15 protein-coding genes and 2 pseudogenes are annotated in these 16,716 nt (G+C 65.1%); 8 read left to right on the top strand and 9 right to left on the bottom strand.

Translation table 11 applies throughout. The features are described from left to right. A partial coding sequence (locus NP4_RS39005) for a creatininase family protein (RefSeq protein ID WP_169813871.1) occupies positions 1 to 262 on the bottom strand: 262 nt, incomplete at its 3' end. Positions 263 to 558: 296 nt separating this feature from the next. Between NP4_RS39005 and NP4_RS39000 the strand changes: the two genes are divergently transcribed. Beyond that, entirely contained in the window at positions 559 to 1,908 is a 1,350-nt protein-coding gene (locus NP4_RS39000; protein ID WP_147288142.1) for a helix-turn-helix domain-containing protein, read from the top strand. Positions 1,909 to 1,944: 36 nt separating this feature from the next. Here NP4_RS39000 and NP4_RS38995 read toward each other — a convergent pair whose 3' ends face one another. Next, positions 1,945 to 3,018, bottom strand: a complete 1,074-nt coding sequence (locus NP4_RS38995) for a polyprenyl synthetase family protein (RefSeq protein ID WP_082876631.1) — start codon at positions 3,016 to 3,018, stop codon at positions 1,945 to 1,947. A gap of 478 nt (positions 3,019 to 3,496) precedes the next feature. On the opposite strand from NP4_RS38995, the gene NP4_RS38990 reads away from it, so the two are divergent. Continuing rightward, positions 3,497 to 3,943 (top strand): hypothetical protein, encoded by a 447-nt coding sequence (locus NP4_RS38990; RefSeq protein WP_147288141.1) that lies wholly within the window; start codon positions 3,497 to 3,499, stop codon positions 3,941 to 3,943. Positions 3,944 to 4,356: 413 nt separating this feature from the next. Here NP4_RS38990 and NP4_RS38985 read toward each other — a convergent pair whose 3' ends face one another. The 3 genes and pseudogenes from NP4_RS38985 to NP4_RS38975 form a co-directional block, all read right to left on the bottom strand. Then, positions 4,357 to 5,460, bottom strand: a complete 1,104-nt coding sequence (locus tag NP4_RS38985) for an SDR family oxidoreductase (RefSeq protein ID WP_082876629.1) — start codon at positions 5,458 to 5,460, stop codon at positions 4,357 to 4,359. After that, a pseudogene (locus tag NP4_RS38980) lies at positions 5,435 to 7,558 on the bottom strand (MMPL family transporter); the annotation flags it as partial. The gene NP4_RS38985 and the pseudogene NP4_RS38980, both read right to left, overlap by 26 nt. 79 nt (positions 7,559 to 7,637) lie before the next feature. Then, entirely contained in the window at positions 7,638 to 8,243 is a 606-nt protein-coding gene (locus tag NP4_RS38975; RefSeq protein WP_068009694.1) for a hypothetical protein, read from the bottom strand. Positions 8,244 to 9,064: 821 nt separating this feature from the next. On the opposite strand from NP4_RS38975, the pseudogene istA reads away from it, so the two are divergent. From istA to NP4_RS38945, 5 genes and pseudogenes are all read left to right on the top strand, one after another. Then, positions 9,065 to 10,292 (top strand): annotated as a pseudogene (gene istA, locus NP4_RS40535) (IS21 family transposase). Further along, positions 10,292 to 11,110 carry an ATP-binding protein gene (locus tag NP4_RS43220; RefSeq protein ID WP_307599145.1) on the top strand — a complete coding sequence of 273 codons (819 nt, stop codon included), beginning with the start codon at positions 10,292 to 10,294 and terminating at the stop codon, positions 11,108 to 11,110. Before istA ends, NP4_RS43220 begins: the two are co-directional and overlap by 1 nt. Beyond that, positions 11,107 to 12,393 carry a hypothetical protein gene (locus NP4_RS38955; protein WP_068009677.1) on the top strand — a complete coding sequence of 429 codons (1,287 nt, stop codon included), beginning with the start codon at positions 11,107 to 11,109 and terminating at the stop codon, positions 12,391 to 12,393. Before NP4_RS43220 ends, NP4_RS38955 begins: the two co-directional genes overlap by 4 nt. Then, complete coding sequence (locus tag NP4_RS38950) at positions 12,393 to 13,355, top strand: tyrosine-type recombinase/integrase (RefSeq protein ID WP_068009663.1); 963 nt, start codon at positions 12,393 to 12,395, stop codon at positions 13,353 to 13,355. Before NP4_RS38955 ends, NP4_RS38950 begins: the two co-directional genes overlap by 1 nt. After that, positions 13,345 to 13,728, top strand: coding sequence for a DUF6262 family protein (locus NP4_RS38945; RefSeq protein ID WP_068009651.1), 384 nt, complete (start codon positions 13,345 to 13,347; stop codon positions 13,726 to 13,728). Before NP4_RS38950 ends, NP4_RS38945 begins: the two co-directional genes overlap by 11 nt. Here the strand turns inward: NP4_RS38945 and NP4_RS38940 are convergent. Then, positions 13,725 to 14,087, bottom strand: a complete 363-nt coding sequence (locus NP4_RS38940) for a hypothetical protein (protein WP_068009636.1) — start codon at positions 14,085 to 14,087, stop codon at positions 13,725 to 13,727. The two genes, NP4_RS38945 and NP4_RS38940, sit on opposite strands and share 4 nt — an antisense overlap. Positions 14,088 to 14,149: 62 nt before the next feature. Next, positions 14,150 to 14,488 carry a hypothetical protein gene (locus NP4_RS38935; protein ID WP_147288140.1) on the bottom strand — a complete coding sequence of 113 codons (339 nt, stop codon included), beginning with the start codon at positions 14,486 to 14,488 and terminating at the stop codon, positions 14,150 to 14,152. Between the two features lie 115 nt (positions 14,489 to 14,603). Between NP4_RS38935 and NP4_RS38930 the strand changes: the two genes are divergently transcribed. Beyond that, complete coding sequence (locus tag NP4_RS38930; RefSeq protein WP_068009620.1) at positions 14,604 to 14,795, top strand: hypothetical protein; 192 nt, start codon at positions 14,604 to 14,606, stop codon at positions 14,793 to 14,795. A gap of 5 nt (positions 14,796 to 14,800) precedes the next feature. Here NP4_RS38930 and NP4_RS41420 read toward each other — a convergent pair whose 3' ends face one another. Both NP4_RS41420 and NP4_RS41910 read right to left on the bottom strand, forming a co-directional pair. Then, positions 14,801 to 15,868 carry an IS630 family transposase gene (locus NP4_RS41420; protein ID WP_114755957.1) on the bottom strand — a complete coding sequence of 356 codons (1,068 nt, stop codon included), beginning with the start codon at positions 15,866 to 15,868 and terminating at the stop codon, positions 14,801 to 14,803. Then, on the bottom strand, positions 15,865 to 16,611 hold the full coding sequence (locus tag NP4_RS41910) for a GAF domain-containing protein (protein WP_255285633.1): 747 nt from the start codon (positions 16,609 to 16,611) through the stop codon (positions 15,865 to 15,867). Before NP4_RS41910 ends, NP4_RS41420 begins: the two co-directional genes overlap by 4 nt. Positions 16,612 to 16,716: the final 105 nt, after the last annotated feature.

Genomic DNA, 16,716 nt, shown 5'->3' with positions numbered 1-16,716 from the left:
CCCCCACCACCGCGACCAAGGTGGTCGCCCGGATCGATACCGTGCCTGGGAAACCGGCGTGCTCGTGGGAACAGGACACGGTCACCGGCGGCAGGAGCAGTAGTTCGTATGCGGTGGAGATCCGGCTCGCGATCGCACACGCGATCAGCGTGTCGGTCACCAGCGGCAGGTGCGCGCCGTGCTGCTCGAAACTCCCGATCGGGAGCACGGCCGTACTGGCTCGGCGCACTATCTCATCAGTTGAAGTTGCGGTTGAGGTCATCGAGAACAACGCAGTCACTCCCAACAAGTAAAGATGCGGACCAACGAAAGCCCTGAAACGACAGATACTGGCCCCCAAGGCGTTAGCACAGATCACACGGTCGCGCGACGGTTATGCATCGGCGGCATATCATGCATGCGTAGCCGACTTTTCGCGTTCGGAACCAATCGATTTCGCTATCATTGAGCCGTCAACCACTGCGGTCGCACTCTTGCGAATCAAACATTGTTTGGCTCAGGAGCGTGTTCGATTTTCGTCATGCGTGCGACGACGAAGTAGACCGACAGGGCTGATTCATGGATACACCCTTGTCACTCAACGGCGCTCAGCAGCGCAGCTGCTCACGGTGCGGCGCGGGTCTGGCCCGCGACAACCACAGCGTCCTGTGCCGACCATGCTCCCGAGGACAGGACCGCGTCCCGCAACTGTGCGCCGCGGACTGGCGCACCGAACAGATGCGGGAAGCGTTGCGCAGCAGAAATATCGGCATCGTCCTGCACGCCTGGCGACACCACCACGCGCACGGCCCCCATCCCATCCCACAGGCCCGATTGGCTCGATGGCTGGGTATCACCCAGGGTCAGCTCAGCCGAATCGAGAACGGACGCAACAAGGTACGTGATCTGGACAAGTTGATGCGCTACACCCGCACGCTGGGCATACCCGCGGAGATGCTGTGGTTCGACATCGACGAGCCCGCGCCGGCGCCGACACCTACGCCCGGGCCGTTACGCCTACGTGACGGTCTGACGCTCGCGCCTCCTGCGGCCGAACCCCTGTTGATCGACTCACTGCGCACCACTCTGCAGGAGTACGTGCGCACCGACAACGTCGCCGGGCCACAACCACTGCTGATGGTAGTGGGCCAGCAGCTACGGTTCGTGGAGCGGCTCGAGAACGCCAGTCGCGGACGAACACAGACGCAACTGCGCCTGTTGCGGGCCCGGTTCGCCGAGTTCCTCGGCTGGCTTCACCAAGATGCCGGCAACCTGCGCGCAGCGCTGACATGGACCGCAGCAGCCGCCGAATTGACTCGCGAAACCGCCGACAGCAGGCTGCTGTCCTATATCCGGATGCGGCAGAGCAGCCTCGCCGCGGACGTCGGCGACCCACGCAACACCATCGCGCTAGCCCAAACCTCGCTGCGCACTCCTACCGACCTCACCGCCCGCCAGCGCGCGATGGCCCTGCGCCAGATCGCACACGGTCACGCCCGCCTCGGCCAACTGACCGACACCATGCGCGCGCTCGACCAAGCCGCACATCAGGCCGCCTCCCCCGATGACGACGAGCTCGCCGGCTACTGCACACCCGAATACATCGCCATGGAAGCCGCGGCTTGCCTGATCGAGCTCGATCGTCCCGAGCAAGCCATCGCCACCTTGGAACCCCAACTACCCCAGTGGCGTCCGGAGAACCGTCGCGACTTCGGTCGAGGCCTGACGCTGCTCGCCATCGCGCTGGCGCGCAGCGGCCAACCCGATGATGCCGTCGAGGTCGCCCAGCACGCCCTGGCCATCATCGCCGAGACCCGCTCCACACGTACCGAACAACAGCTCTACCGCGTCATCCGAGAACTACACACCCACGGCGCAGCCCACCAGGGCGCACAACTGCGAATCGCCGTGCGCCACACGATCGGCTGAACCACCCCGACCGCTCCGACCCAGAATCCGTGCGGCTCAACGGTCCCGACGCGTAACGAACCGGATCAACGCGAGCAGATCCCGAGCCCTGTCCGGATCCGGTAGCGCCGCGATCGCCGCCGCGACTCGTTTGTCAGCGTGCAGCGCGGCCGCTGTCCTACCGCCCGCGGCCTCCACGGCGACGGCCGCACGCGCCGCCTCGGTGACGGTGATCGGTGTCGTCGATCGATACAGCTTCTCCAATTCGGCCGCGGCAGCCGTTCCCGATGACAGGGCCGCCACCACCGGAAACGATCGTTTGCGACGCATCAGATCCCCACCGATCGGTTTACCGGTCATCGCCGGGTCGCCCCAGATTCCGAGGATGTCGTCGACCAGTTGGAACGCCAGCCCTAGTTCGCGGCCGAACGCCTCGAACCGACCGATGGTCGCCGGGTCCGCCCCGGCACACAGCGCACCCAGCGCCGTCGCGCACCCGGTCAACGCGCCGGTTTTGCCCTGCGCCATGGCCACATACTCCTCGACCCGCACACCCGACCTGGTCTCGAACGCGCAATCCAGGCTCTGACCCAGGCACAGTTCCACGATCGCTGACGACATCAGCGACGTCGCCTCGGCTCCGATGGCGCCGGGCCACGCGGAGGTCAATACTCGAATCGCGAGCGCTTGCAGCGCGTCTCCGAGGCTGATCGCCTGCGGCACGCCCCATACCGTCCACACCGTCGCCCGGCCTCGACGCAGCCGGTCGGCATCCATCACATCGTCGTGGACCAACGTGAAATTGTGCACCAGCTCCACCGCCACCGCCGCGTGCACAACCGTTCGGGCATCGGCCCCGCACGCTGTCGCCGCCGCGAATACCAGCGCCGCGCGCAGGCCCTTGCCCCATCCGCGATCCGTCGGGTTTCCCTCGGGGTCGCGCCAGCCCAGGTGGTAGGCCGCCATCAGATCCAACGGGTCGGGCAGCGTCGTGATCGCTTCCCGCAGTGGGGGTTCGCACCGTCGGCGGGCCTGCTTCAATACCTCGGCGGCCTGCGCCGCGGCGGTGCTCCGTGGCTCCTCTGGAATGGCAGACACCGAGGTTGTAATTATTACGCGCGGGCTCAGCATGTTCAACCGTTTGTAGGTGCCATCCAGGACGAAATGTCCAGACTTGACGCCCTGCATGGAACTGATGTACTCGAATGGTGCCTTCACGACGATTTCAGCGTACGACATTGCGCCGAGGTGCAGCCTTTGATTGAGTCTTCATGAGAATGTTCTCTCTGGTACGGTCCAGCACCGCAGACAACTGGGAAGAAAGTAGAGAACGCTATGGCACTGGAGTCGCAACCAGGCGCCGTCGCGCGAAGGCTGAGAAGGTCCGGGGCGGCTTCCACTACGCAGCTGAAGGCCGCGTGCCGAAGCATGTTCGCGTACTTCGCGGTGACGACTGATATGGGAGCGAGAGTCATGCTGGGGCAATGGGATCCGACCAGAGGCGTGATGGAGGACGTCCGACGATAGCGGAGTGACCTCTTAATAGTTCAGCTGCGATGGTAGCTGGATATACGAGAAGCATCCTCTTGCCGCTCCAAAATTAGGCCGATTGAATGCCCAGTCGCCGCGTTATACGAACCGTATTTTGAACAATGGAAACGTAAGCGGCAAGGTGTCCATCCACATGGAGACCGATGTTGATCACGAGGGCTGCACCGCCTCGCGTAACCTCGCTCTAGCCTCACTGCTCGACCACGCCGACGACCTCACCGGCCACTCCATCGCCATGATCAGCTACGACTCCGGCTGCGTCGCCGAATTCTTCACCGCCACACCAACACCCGGCTACCAAACCCAACTACGCACCACCACCGACATCATCAACGAACGCAAACCCGCCGACTACCACCACTACCGCGCCCTGCACACCAACAGCGAACCCAACAACGCCAGCAACCTAATCCTGCCCAGAGAAACCGCCGGCCCCTACCGCCTCGCCGCCATCACCAACCACACCCGAATCTACGAAGCCACCGGGCGCACACACAACCCGTAGCAGACAGGCACACCATGCAACCTCTGCGTGCAAGAGAGGACCCAGCGGCCGCGGCCGAGGATCGGACGGAACGCGTGCGGGCAGCTGGACAGCGCAGGCAGGTCCGGCCTGGGCCCACCGAGTCGACGAAATTACTGGACACCTCCCGATGAACTGGAAGGCACATATTTCCCCATAACTGCACGAGCAGGCATCGCCCGGCGGCGCGACAGGAACTCTCCACGCAGAGGTCAGAGCTGATGGCGTGAATGAAGCGTGCGTCGTCGTTCCCCGCTCAATTCACTCTCCTGTGAGATCGCCTCGTTCGAAGAGAACGCAGACCCGGGGGCCGGACGTGATCATCCTGCCCCCGAGTCGCCGAGTACCTGCCCGAACCTGACAATGATGCCGTGACCCTCGCTCACGCCGTCGGGTCAGGCGGCGTACCCGGTCGGGCCGAGTCCGGCATGGGCGACGTACCAGTGGACCAGGTCCGAAACGTACCGCGAGTCCATCGGAAAGCTGATCGGCGACCCGTATCGAGCTGCGACGTCCTGTACGAAGGTTTTCGTGCCGAGCACGTGGGGGGTGTAGAAGTGCATGTAGTCGTGCAGCTTGCGTTCGAGCGGCCCGAGTTCGGCTCGGGAGCCGACGAATTCGACCGGGGGCGCCCCGAGTTCGGACATGATGACCGCGGTGATGTCGTCCGCGCGCGGCGCGGCCGCGTTGGTGAGATGGACGATGGGCGCGTCGAATTCCGGTCGGGTGGACAGTTCGACCGCCTGCCGCACCACCAGATCCACCGGTACCAGGTTGATCTCGGCGTCCGGATGGACGAGTAGACGCGGGTGTCGCCCACCGGCACGCCGACCGAGCTCACGGCGGGCCAGCTTCCTGATCAGAAAGCCACCACGCACCAGCCCGTAGAAGCCGCTGAATCCGGTGGCCGCGAAGGTCGTGCTGTGCCCGACCACGATGCCGGGCCGCCAGATTCGTGCAGGAACCGCGGCACGGCCGAGGACGAGTTGTTCGGCCGCCACCTTGCTCGACTCGTATGCGTTGTTCACCACGGTGTCGGGCGACACCGGCGATTCGGTGAACCGCCCGAATGCGGATCCGACCACATAGGCGGTGCTCATGTAATTGAACCGGGAGACGCCGAGCCGTTCCGACAGATCCAGCAGCCTGGCCGTACCGTCCACATTGACACCGAAGATCTCCGCGCGGCTCGCATCGTCGAATTTCAGCGACGCCGCGCAATGCCAGACCTCGGAAATATCGCCCGGCAGCCGCCGGATCACCGTACTGTCGGTGAGATCACCCGCGATCACCTCGATTCGCTCGCGACAGCGATGCACGAAGTCCGGCTCGTATCCGTACAGGCTCGCCGCATTCCGCAAGGCGGCCTCCATCCGGGCGGGGGCGGTGACTCCCCCGCGCGCGAGCAGATGAATCGGCGCCGTCGTCTTCGTGAGCAACTCCAAAGTCAGTGCGCTGCCGATGAATCCGGTCCCACCGGTCACCAGATAGCCGTTCATTCATCCTCTTCCCGAATACGTTGGGCATCGTGGGAAACCACCAGTTCCAGCGGCCCAGGATCTGCATGAGGGCCGGAACCAGGACAAGCCGGATCAGCGTGGCGTCGACGATCAGCGCGACCGCGACCGCGAATCCGAGAGCCGCGAGGCTGCGGATCGGTGAGATCAGCAGGCTGCCGAACGCGATCGCAAGAATCGCCGCCGCCAGCGAAATCGGACGAGCGGTAGACCGCAATCCGACCAGTACCGCATGTCGGTGCAGCCCGGTCGCGCGGTACTCCTCCTGGATCCGGCGGACCAGGAACAGTTCGTAGTCGGTCGACAATCCGAACAGCAGCACGAACACGATCAACGGCACCTGCGGCCAGATGAGATGCGAGTCGGCCGCGGTGTCGTGCTGGAAAACCAATGCCATCAGTCCAAAGGCGACGCCGGTGGCCAGCAGGCTCATGGCGAGGGCTTTGATCGGCAACAGCAGGCTGCGCAGCACCGCGACCAGCACCGCGAACATGATCAGCAGCACCGCGCCGATCACCCGCCACAGCGCGGTGGAGGTTTCGGTCAGAATGTCGGCGGCCAGGGCGCCGGAACCGCCGACCAATACCTCGGAACCCGGCGGCGTCGTCGCCGGAACGATCCGGCCGCGAATCCGTTCGACCATGGTGGCGATCGGCGGCGACTGCGCGGGGTGGCGGGGCACGCCGATCACGACCGTCAGATCCTCGCCGTTGTCGAGCGCGGTCGCGGCGGCGATCTCGGGATCCGCGCGCAGTGCCGTCAGCAGCGCGGTCGTATCGGGTGCGTCGGTATCGAGCGGACGGCGCAGCACTATCGTCACTACACTGGAAAGACCCGGCACATCGCGATCGGCGATTACGCGACCGGCAAGGAAGGGCGTCCCGGCCAGTGCCTCGGCCTCGAGATCGATACCCGAGCGCAATTGTGTTGCGGGCGAGGCGATCAGCAGCAGCACGGCGGTGACGCCGAGGGCATAGGGCCAGGGTCGGCGGAGCAGATGTGTCGCGCCGCGGGTCAGTCGACCGCCGTCGACGGGTGTGCGCTCGAGAAGCGGCGTCCCCTGAATCATCCAGCGCGGCCGCCAGTTCAACCACGGGGTCGATGCGACGAGCACGGCCGGCAGCAGGGTGATCGACGCGATCAGCGTCACCGCGATCACCACGAGCGCGCCGATCGCGGCCTGCGCGAAGATGGTCCAGCGCACCAGGAACAGGCACAGGCATCCGAGCGCGAGCAACAGACCCGAATAGACCACCGTGCGACCGGTTGTCGCCATCGCGACCCGAATCGCCTCGGGCGCAGCCGAACCCGCGGTCAGTTCCTGGCGATACCGCGTCATCACGAACAGCGCGTAATCGATGCCGAGACCCAAGCCCACGGCATCGACACCGATCAGCAGCATTCCGTCGATCGACAGGATCGGTGTGGCCAGACTGAACGCCCCGAGCGTGCTGAGCACCGAGGCGCCCGCGATCAACATCGGGATCATCGCGGCGACCGGCGCCCAGAGCATCAGGATCAGCAATGCCGTCGCGGCGGGGACGGCGATCAATTCGATGCGCACGAGGTCGGCGATCTCGGCCTGCTGGGCCGCCTCGCCGAAGCTCGAGACGCCGATGAGATAGGCGTCGACCGCACCCGCCGAGGTCGCCGTCGCCGCGCGCGTCAATTCCTGCTGCAGGATCGGCGCATCGTGTTGCCGTTGCCGGTCGTCGCCGGTCAGGCCGACCAAAGCGTAGGCGGTGTGCTCGTCGTGCAACAGTGGGCGCAGCGGTTCGAGGGTTTCGGGCAGCGTCGGGGCGGGCGCGGGATCCCCGGCCATCGGAAACGGGAGGATGCCGGTGACACCGGTCGCGCGGGCCAGTGCGTCGGTGCCGGAGTCGAATGCGGCATGAAAGGCCGGATCGGTGGTTCGATATGTGGGCGAATTGAATACCGCCACCAATTGCTCGGCGCCGAAGCTGGGCAGCCCCGCGGCGACGAGCTCACTGGCCCGCTGGGAATCCGAGCCGGACACGCCGACCGCGGGTGAGGTCAACGACGCCAGCAGATGCGGCAGGCCCAAGGCGCCGACGGCCATGGCGATCAGCCATCCGAGGAAAATCGTCCGGGGATGGCTGATCGCGTACTTCACCAGGTGCGACATCTTGTTACCGCCGTTACGGTTTGACCGTGCCGGAGATGTCGGAGACCTCAGCCTTCTTCACCACCGGGACCTTCTTACAGGACTTGTCGATATTCTTCGCCGTGAGCCCCTTGACCGTTCCGCTACCGCTCACGGTTGCGCCCGCGTCCAATGCACTGGCGTCGGAGATATGGCCCTGACCGCGTACCTTGGCAGCTTTTCCGTCGAGGGGGATGGTAAGGGTGAGGGTGCCGTCGCGGGCGGTCTCCTCGGCTCCCGCGGCGGTGGTCTCGCTCGCCTTGACGATCTTCGCCGTCAACACGCACGCGTTCTCGACCTTCTTGATCGAGATCGGCCCTGTCTCGCCCTGAATGGCGTCGTTGGCGCTGGCGCAGAGAGCGTCTTCGCCCGTCGGGAACTCGCCCTCGCCCCGCGCGATGAACTTCCCATCGGAGTTCTTCGCGATGGAGAATGTCCCCTTTCCACCGGTGCACTGAATCTGTCCGGAGTCATCGTTGGACTGGGCCGATCCGGTACTGGCCGGCACGACGAGCCCCAGCCCGGTGAGGGTCGCACCCAACAAGCCCGTCGCGACGATCAGACGGGGGCGGGCGAACGCTGACGCGCGTTCGATATCCATGCAAACCTTCCTTCACTCGTCTCGAGCAACGCAGAACACGAGGTATTATTCGGCACCAACGAGGTTCCGGATGGGAGCGACTTACCACCACGCGGATCGCTCAAGCACCGCACATCACAGGCCGTTCCGGGCTCCACCCCACCGTCACGCGCTCCCCGCGAACCATGGATGCGTCGCACCCTCGACACCAACCTCACGATTGCGGGGCCGAGACACCGTGATGGACAACAAACGCGAGCACGGATACCAGCGGCTGAAGAGCAAACTGACGGGGCCAAGCTCAGCAAATGAGAAAGGCTGGGCAATCGGCCAGAAGAGGATTCAGCGTCGGACGATCATTGCGCAGTTTCTCGTCGACGCCAATCGAACACGTATCTCGTACGGCCCGCACACAACCACCACACCCCCCACACCAACGCCTGCAACGCCAGCGCAAGCCCGGCCAGCGGCATCAGATACACACAGTGCCACCACTTTTGGACAAAACGCAGAGTCCGAACCACAGAAACATCTACCACCGAAAACCACACCCCATTCCCTCAGGCTCACCGAACTCGAATTCATCTCGCACGACATCTCGGCTGTGCCCCTCGATTTCGGCCATGCGACCAACTCGAGACCGCCACCACTCGATGCTTCTTCGTTGCAGCCGTAAAGATGGATGGGACTGTAGATAGCTCCTCTGTCAAGCCGCGGTGAGTTCGATCAGGTGCTGGTCGGCGACCATGGCACGAAAGACGACGTCGGAGATGTCGAATCCGGCCCAATACTGACCTGGCGTGTCCGAGCGAACCTTGACCCACCTGGTGACGAATCATGAGGTGCTCAACGTGGAGGACTGGGCGGAAATCCGCAGGCTGCATCGTGCTGAGGGCATGCCGATCCGGACGATAGCCCGGCATCTGCAGATCTCGAAGAACACCGTGAAGAAGGCCCTGGCAACGCACGAACCACCGAAGTACCGGCGCGCGCCACGGGGTTCGGCTGTGGAGGTGTTCGAACCAGCGATCCGCGGGTTGCTGGCGGAATTCCCGGACATGCCGACAACGGTGATCATGGAACGGGTCGGCTGGACCCGCAGCAGGTCGGTGTTCTTCGTGCGGGTCGCGCAGCTGCGGCCGTTATTCAAACCACCGGATCCGGCCTCGCGCACCGAATATCAGGCCGGCGAACTCGCGCAATGCGATCTGTGGTTCCCACCAGCCGATATCCCGCTCGGGTTCGGTCATGTGGGTCGGCCGCCAGTGCTGGTGATGGTGTCGGGCTATTCACGGATCATCACCGCGACGATGATCCCCACCCGGCAAAGCCCGGACCTGCTGGCCGGACACTGGGTATTGATCTCCGGTGGGCGCGAGTGCCGCGAGTGCTGGTGTGGGACAACGAATCCGCCGTCGGCGGGTGGCGGGGCGGGAAACCCCGGTTGACCGACGCGATGAATGGTTTCCGCGGAACCCCGGGCATCAAGGTGGTCCAATGCCGTCCCGGCGATCCGGAAGCCAAAGGCCTCGTGGAACGCGCCAACGGCTATCTGGAAACCTCGTTCCTGCCCGGCCGGACCTTCACCAGCCCCACCGATTTCAACACCCAGCTCACCGACTGGCTCGAACGGGCGACCAGCGCCAGCATCGACGCCTGGGCTGCCGCCCGGTCGACCGCTGGGTCGCTGATCGGGCTGCGATGCTCGAGTTGCCGCCGATGGATCCGGTTGTCGGGTGGCGGACCTCGGTCAGGTTGCCGCGTGATCACTATGTCCGTCTGGACTCCAACGACTACTCGGTGCACCCGTCGGCGATCGGCCGTCATGTCGAAGTCCGTGCCGACCTGCAGCACGTCGTTGTCACCTGTGGCGGTGTCGAGGTCGCCCGGCATCACCGGTGCTGGGCGAACCATCAAACCCTCAGCGACCCCGAGCATGTCGCGGCCGCGGCGCAGATGCGCAGGTCCCGCCGGTTGGCTGCGGTGCCGGTGTTCGACACCAGCGTCGAGCATCGGGATCTGTCGGCGTATGACCGATTGTTCGACCTCGACAGCGAAGGGATCGCGTGATGGCCACCAAGAGCTCGACCAACGGGTCACGCAACATCGGATCCGAAATCGCCTATCTCGCAAGAGCTCTCAAAGCACCCTCTCTCGCCGACGCGGTCGATCGGCTCTCCGAACGGGCCCGATCCGAGAACTGGAGCCACGAGGAGTTCCTCGCTGCGTGCCTGCAACGTGAAGTCGCCGCCCGGGAGGCACATGGTGGTGAAGGCCGCATCCGCGCAGCGCGGTTCCCGTCACGGAAGTCGTTGGAGGAGTTCGACTTCGACCATCAACGCTCGCTCAAACGTGGCACGATCACTCATCTGGGAACCCTGGACTTCATCACCGCCACGGAGAACGTGGTGTTCCTCGGCCCACCCGGGACCGGGAAAACTCATCTGTCGATCGGGTTGTCCATTCGGGCGTGCCAGGCCGGGCATCGGGTCGCGTTGGTCGCGGGGGTCCCCGCCGACGCCGATGTGTTCCGCCTCTACAGCGATTACCTGCACGAGGAATACGGATTGCTCGACTGCGACTACGTGTTCGTCAATCTCTCGGGCGCCCCGGTCGGGGGACCGATGACCTACGCCAGTGTCGACCGGCTGGTCCGGCGGCTCCGCGGCCGCACGGGAATCATGTTCTCCCCGCATATGTTTCGCCACTCCTACGCCACCGGTCTTCTCCGCCGCGGTGTCTCCCCGGAGATCGTGGCGAAGCTGCTCGGCCACTCCAGCATCAGCGTCACCATCGACACCTATTCCCACCTCGGCATCGAGGACGCCCGCCGCACCCTGACCGCAGCCGGATTTCTCGACCCGACGACCACGGAGCACACGCAATGAATCACCTGCAGCCGATTCCGTTGAGCGGCAACGAATCCGGCACCGATCTCGCGGCGAGGCTGCGGCCACGGTTCGCCCAGCCGATCATCGTCGTCGACCCCGATGACCCGGTGATGGGCGGCCCGAGCTGCCTGGTCCCGGTTTGCGATCGGATCGCGGTGATCTTCGGCAAGTACTCTGCCCACCACCAGCGCTGGATCGAAGCAGGCCGGCCCGCCGACGTCGAAGCATGGGCGGCCACAACACGGTCGAACCGGCGTTGGCTGCAACAGCCGCAGAAATGCAAGGTCGAGACCTGCCGACGGAGCCGTCGTGAACACGGGCTCTGCCACTCCCACGCCAGCCGCTGGCACCAGCAAGGCCGCCCGGCCCTGGCCGGTTGGACCCGCCACGGCGGCGGACCACCGCTGCCGACCGGCGGCGACTGCTGGTTCCCCGGTTGCGAACTTGAAGCCGAGGGCGTGGCGGGGTTGTGTGTTCACCACCGGCTGCGCTGGATCCGGGCCGACAGACCGGAGATGGATTCGTGGTTGCAGGGCTGCGCGACGTTCGGCACGGACCGCTTCGATCTGCGGGCACTGCCGTTGCCGATGCGGTTCGAGATCGCCTACGCCATCCAATGCCGTGTCGACGAGCGGCGCACGATCACCCGCCCGCACACCATCAGGCGGCTGCTGCGAGCGCTGCCGGGCGGCGGGGTCGACTCGCTGCTGGACCGTTCGCCCGATTCCTGGATGACCTATCTGGGATTTTCGAGCGAACGCGGCTACGTCGAGCGCCGCTTCCTGCTGGACGCGATCGGCTATCTGCGCGATGTCGTCGAAGGCGTCGGCTGGGACGCGGAATTTCCGCGTGATGTCTGGCTGCTGCGTCGGCTCGGCTTCGCCGACCGCGACACCCAGCTCCGGTTCACCGGCATCGAGGCGATCTGGTTGCGGCAGTTGACCAAACGCTGGGCCCGTTGGCGGCTCTCGACCGGCATCGCCGTCACCACCGTCGGCGCCGACGTCCACGCCATCACGGTGTTCTCCCAGTCGTTCCCTGCCCTGCAGCGCGGGCCCGAAGCGCTGACCCGCGAGCTGGTCGAAGTCCATCTCGCGCATCTGGCCGAGCGGGTCCCGAACCGAAAAGCCGTGTCAGCCAGCTCAGCCCGCTGGCCGGCCTGCTGCGGGCCATCCGGCAACACGGCTGGGAGCCACGCCTGTCACCGCAGGTCGACCTGTTTCCCGAGGACTATCCCCGACTGGTCGCGGGGCCGTCGCGGGCGTTGTCGGAAGCGGTGATGACCCAGCTGGAACACCCGGCAACCCTCGACCGCTTCGCCGATCCGGGCGGCCGGCTGCTGGCCCGAATCCTGATGAGCACCGGACTGCGCGTCGGCGACGGGGCCCGCCTGCGCCTGGACTGCATCGTCCGCGACGGGCAAGGAGCCCCCTACCTGCGCTACACCAACCACAAGATGCGGCGGGAAGCGTTCGTTCCGATCGACACCGACCTCACCGACGCGATCACCGCCCAGCAACAGATCGTGCTCGCCCAGTTCGACGACCCGGACTATCTGCTGCCACGCCAGACCCGCAATCCCGACGGCAAGGTCGCGTTCAGCGACGCGACGTTTCGTGGTGAGCTTCGAGAGTGGTTGCGGGTCTGCGATATTCGTGACGAACTCGGGCGCCCGGTCCACGTCACGCCCCATCAATGGCGCCACACCTTCGGCACCCGGCTGATCAACAACGAGGTCCCGCAGGAAACCGTCCGCCGCCTGCTCGATCACGATTCGCATGCGATGACCTCGCATTACGCCCGATTGTCGGACAAGACGATCCGGGAACAATGGCAACGCGCCCGCAAGGTCGACATCGCCGGCGAACAGCTCGCCACCGACACCGGGCCGCTGGCCGACGCGGTCTGGATGAAGAACAACCTCGCCCGCGCGAAAATGGCTCTGCCCAACGGGTTCTGCGCGCTCCCGCTGCAGCAGAAATGCGCGTTCGCCAACGCATGTTTGACCTGCCCGGTCTTCGTCACGACCCCGGAATTCCTGCCCCAGCACCGCCGCCAGCTCGAGCAGACCCAGGCCCTGATCAGCGCAGCCGACCAGAACGGGCACCAGCGTCTGGCCGAAATGAACCGCACCGTCGAGAAGAACCTGCTCGCCATCATCGACGCGCTCACCAATCCCGGCTGCTGCGCCACCGGAAAGTCGTGCGCCTGCAGCGGACAGAACCGCGCCGATGTCTGCTGACCGCCTCGCCGAGCATGCTCGCGCACGCCACGAGCGAACGCTCGAACGCGCCCGCGAGGCCCTCCATGGACTCGCGCACGCTGGCGAACCGATCACCATCGCTCGCCTTGCCAGCCATGCAGGAGTCTCACGGTCATGGATCTACACCCAGCCGGAGCTTCTCGAAGAGATCCAGCAGCACCGGAATCCGCGCGGCATCACGCCGACCAGCGCAGGGGTCACCCGCGCCAGTGACGCCTCGCTACGGCAACGGCTCAAACTGGCACACGAACGAATCACCCAGCTACGCAACGAGAACCAGCAGCTCCGAGAAGCCCTGGCCCTCGCACACGGTCAGCTCCGCACGGCCCGCCAAAGCGATCCGAGCTCCTAGCGAAGGATCCACGGAACGGTGGTCGAGCCCCCATAACACTGCAAACCATGTTGCCTCGCCAACTCAGCGACACCGGGAGCTACCTCGGCTGCCCGGTCCCAGTCGATATTGAGCCGCAATGCCGGGCCGTTGAGATCCGCGCGCATGCTACTGGTCCAAGGACTGCCTTCTTCCCCGATATCCGGCCAGCGCCGCAGCAAGGCTTCGATGAAGTCAACCGAAGCCGGGGCAGTCCCAATTTTGCGAATGGCGGCCTGCGGTTTCGTGGTCGATCCGGTGTCAGTTTCGAAGTCGTCTTCACTGATGTTCGAAGTCGTATGCAGGAGTGAGCGGTTGGCGGCGGGCTGTTGGATGCCCACGATGGATGTCGTTGACCGGAGAGCAGAGTGCCGACAGCGCAGGCGGAAAGAATTTGGTGGTGTCACCTGCTTATTGCGGTGTCAAGGTGGTGGTCGTGGGCGATTTCGGTGATGACTTCGGCGTATCGTGCTGCGGCTGCTTGGCAGCGGCCCGCGCCGCTGAGGTAGAGAGCGCATGCCTCGGTCCAGGTTTCGAGACCACGCTTGTCTTCCGGGTCGAGCTCCAACGTCCGAGCTAGGTGCGGGGTCTGTGAGGTGAGGATGGTGAACTCTCCGGCCAGTTGGTGGATTCGCTCGAGTGCACGGTCGCGGGCTACGTCGGGGGTGCATCCCTCCGCCTCCCAGGCGAGGAGCACATTGTCGCCGCTGCCGTCGGCCCGTTCCTTGTCGACTGAGCACATGTCGTTCTGGTAGACGAAGGAAACCCAACGCAGCCGCTTCGACCTCGACCTGCCCACAATCCTGCGCCACCATCACCACTGCACCGAGCAACAAGCCCTCAACGAGGTAGCCCGGATGTACCACGAGGAACTCGCCTGCTACCAACGCTTGGAACAGGCCATGCGCCCCCACGCATCCCAGGTGCTGCACCGATATATGGACGGATTACAGGCATGGATGCAGGGCAACCACTACTGGTCTCTGGAGTCAGGCCGATTCGCGCTCACCCCGGCCCAGATCCACGCACTACAGAGGCTGAATTCGTGATGTCGTCATGATCGTTCGAGTGTCAGTCCGGTTGCGGTGAGGCAGCCATCGACCAGGTGTGGCCGGTACTGGACTCGATGCAGGTCGCCGCGGATGATCTGCAGGAGATCGTCGGAGTCGGTGATGATGCGGTTGGCCAGCCGGCCGCGGCGCAGCAGCGACCAGATGCCTTCTACCGGATTGAGATCCGGAGCGTAGGCGGGCAGTTGGTAGACGCTCAGCCAGTCGTGGCCGGCGATGAACCGACGCATGCCGTCGGTGAGGTGGGAGTTCACATTGTCCCAGACCACTACGATCGGTGCGCCAAGTTGATGATGGGCGGCGATCAGCAGGTCCCGGTAGTCGGTCCAGGCGAAACTCTTTCTGTCCGAACGGCTCCGGTCGTGGCGGTACGGTCGCCAGATCACTCGGGATCGCTGCCCCGGTAGATAGCAGGTCAATGCGGCGATCGAGACCCGCCGGGTAGTACGGCCCCGCACCCGCACGATCGGAGTCCGGCCGCGTGGCGCCCAGGTTCGTGCGGCCGGCGGCGCCACCCGAGAACCCGGCCTCGTCTTCGAAGACGAGCCAGGCCCCGAGTGCCCCCGCGGCGTTTTTACCTGCGGCCACACATCTTTCACCCACACCGCGACCGCCGCATCGTCACGTTCGACCGCGCGACGCGCCGGGACCTGCCAGCTCCAGCCGTGCCGATGCGGCAACACCGACACCCCCTTGGCGGTGTAGGAGATGTCGAACCGGCGCCCGATCACGGTCTTGATCCTGGGCAGGGTCCATTTCTGGTCCGACCAGCCGTGCTCGGCCGGTCCTTTGGCCAGCTCGCACTCGAGCACCGCGAACTGCTCCTCGGACAACAACGGCAGCGACGCCGGACCCTGGGACCGCAACCCGTCTCGGCCCTCGGCCGACCAGGCACGACGCCATCGCTGCACCGAACGCACACTGACCCGAAGTCCTCTGGCGATCACCGCATTGTTCTCACCCCGCGCGAACCCGGCCGCGACCTGCAACCGCACCAGCTCCCGCAACTCTCGACGCTCAGCGGTCAACCCACCGCCCTGCGAGTACCTCACCCATCAGGTGTACCGCACGCCACTCCAGACAACGTCAACCCCAGCGACAACACGGATTCAGCCTCTGTAATACCGTCCTCGAAAACCCTTGTCGCAGTGCCAGTCCAGCGGTCGTTTGGGTTGTTCAGATTGAAGAGGGCGAGGAAGCCTGCCCGATCACCCCAGTGGTCGAAGTTCGCAAGAAATTCCGGCATCGTGTGGACGTTCGCGAGCTCTCCATAGGTCAGCCGTAGGAGGAAGTGGGCGGCCGGCGTGCCCACAGCCACACCGGAGGCGTTCCACTCGATGGATCCCACCACAGGTGGCGGCGGGAGTGCGTCGTTCACGGCCCCAACCCACACCGCGACGGCATGTACATCCCCCGACGGGCCCACCGCAGCGACGGCGACCATATGCATCACCCGGCCATCGGACAGAGTGGAGTACTTGTCCTGAGTGGCCCCAGTGGTCCCGCAGAGTCGGACGAGCGAGGGCAGGATGCGGGCCGCCGCGCCACTGCGACCGATGCTGGAATGGCTGAGCTTGGTGAACGAACGGGGAGACAGTCCGTCAAGGACCGTCGAAGGCTGCTCCGGCCCGGTGAGGGTGTCGACCGCGCCCCAATTCCAATGCTTGGATGCTCGCAACGGCTGTCCGCAGGGAGGCCGGTACCTCGGTCCTGCGGGCCCCCGAGCGGGAATCGACACACCCGAGACCGGCTCCAGAGGGCCGGATAGGTGGTCATAGTTTGGGTTACATCTCATGCTTACGGGCCAACTGGTCTGCTTCTTATGCTGTTGTGGCTGCCCCGTCGCGATATAGTCGCTTCGAGTCTCTTTTCTCAGATAGAAACCTCAATGGCGAGGGGG

This window comes from Nocardia pseudobrasiliensis NBRC 108224 (assembly GCF_001613105.1).
GTDB classification, from domain to species: Bacteria; Actinomycetota; Actinomycetes; order Mycobacteriales; family Mycobacteriaceae; genus Nocardia; species Nocardia pseudobrasiliensis.
Note: the sequence above shows the minus strand (reverse complement) of the source record. Positions and strands in the feature narration are given on the sequence as shown.

Coding starts and splice junctions, on each gene's coding strand:
- NP4_RS38955 (WP_068009677.1), top strand. CDS start 11,107: ATGAATCACCTGCAGCCGATTCCGTTGAGCGGCAACGAATCCGGCACC.
- NP4_RS43220 (WP_307599145.1), top strand. CDS start 10,292: ATGGCCACCAAGAGCTCGACCAACGGGTCACGCAACATCGGATCCGAA.
- NP4_RS38975 (WP_068009694.1), bottom strand. CDS start 8,243: ATGGATATCGAACGCGCGTCAGCGTTCGCCCGCCCCCGTCTGATCGTC.
- NP4_RS38985 (WP_082876629.1), bottom strand. CDS start 5,460: ATGAACGGCTATCTGGTGACCGGTGGGACCGGATTCATCGGCAGCGCA.
- NP4_RS38995 (WP_082876631.1), bottom strand. CDS start 3,018: ATGCTGAGCCCGCGCGTAATAATTACAACCTCGGTGTCTGCCATTCCA.
- NP4_RS38950 (WP_068009663.1), top strand. CDS start 12,393: ATGACCCAGCTGGAACACCCGGCAACCCTCGACCGCTTCGCCGATCCG.
- NP4_RS38945 (WP_068009651.1), top strand. CDS start 13,345: ATGTCTGCTGACCGCCTCGCCGAGCATGCTCGCGCACGCCACGAGCGA.
- NP4_RS39000 (WP_147288142.1), top strand. CDS start 559: ATGGATACACCCTTGTCACTCAACGGCGCTCAGCAGCGCAGCTGCTCA.
- NP4_RS38935 (WP_147288140.1), bottom strand. CDS start 14,488: ATGTGCTCAGTCGACAAGGAACGGGCCGACGGCAGCGGCGACAATGTG.
- NP4_RS41910 (WP_255285633.1), bottom strand. CDS start 16,611: ATGAGATGTAACCCAAACTATGACCACCTATCCGGCCCTCTGGAGCCG.
- NP4_RS38930 (WP_068009620.1), top strand. CDS start 14,604: ATGTACCACGAGGAACTCGCCTGCTACCAACGCTTGGAACAGGCCATG.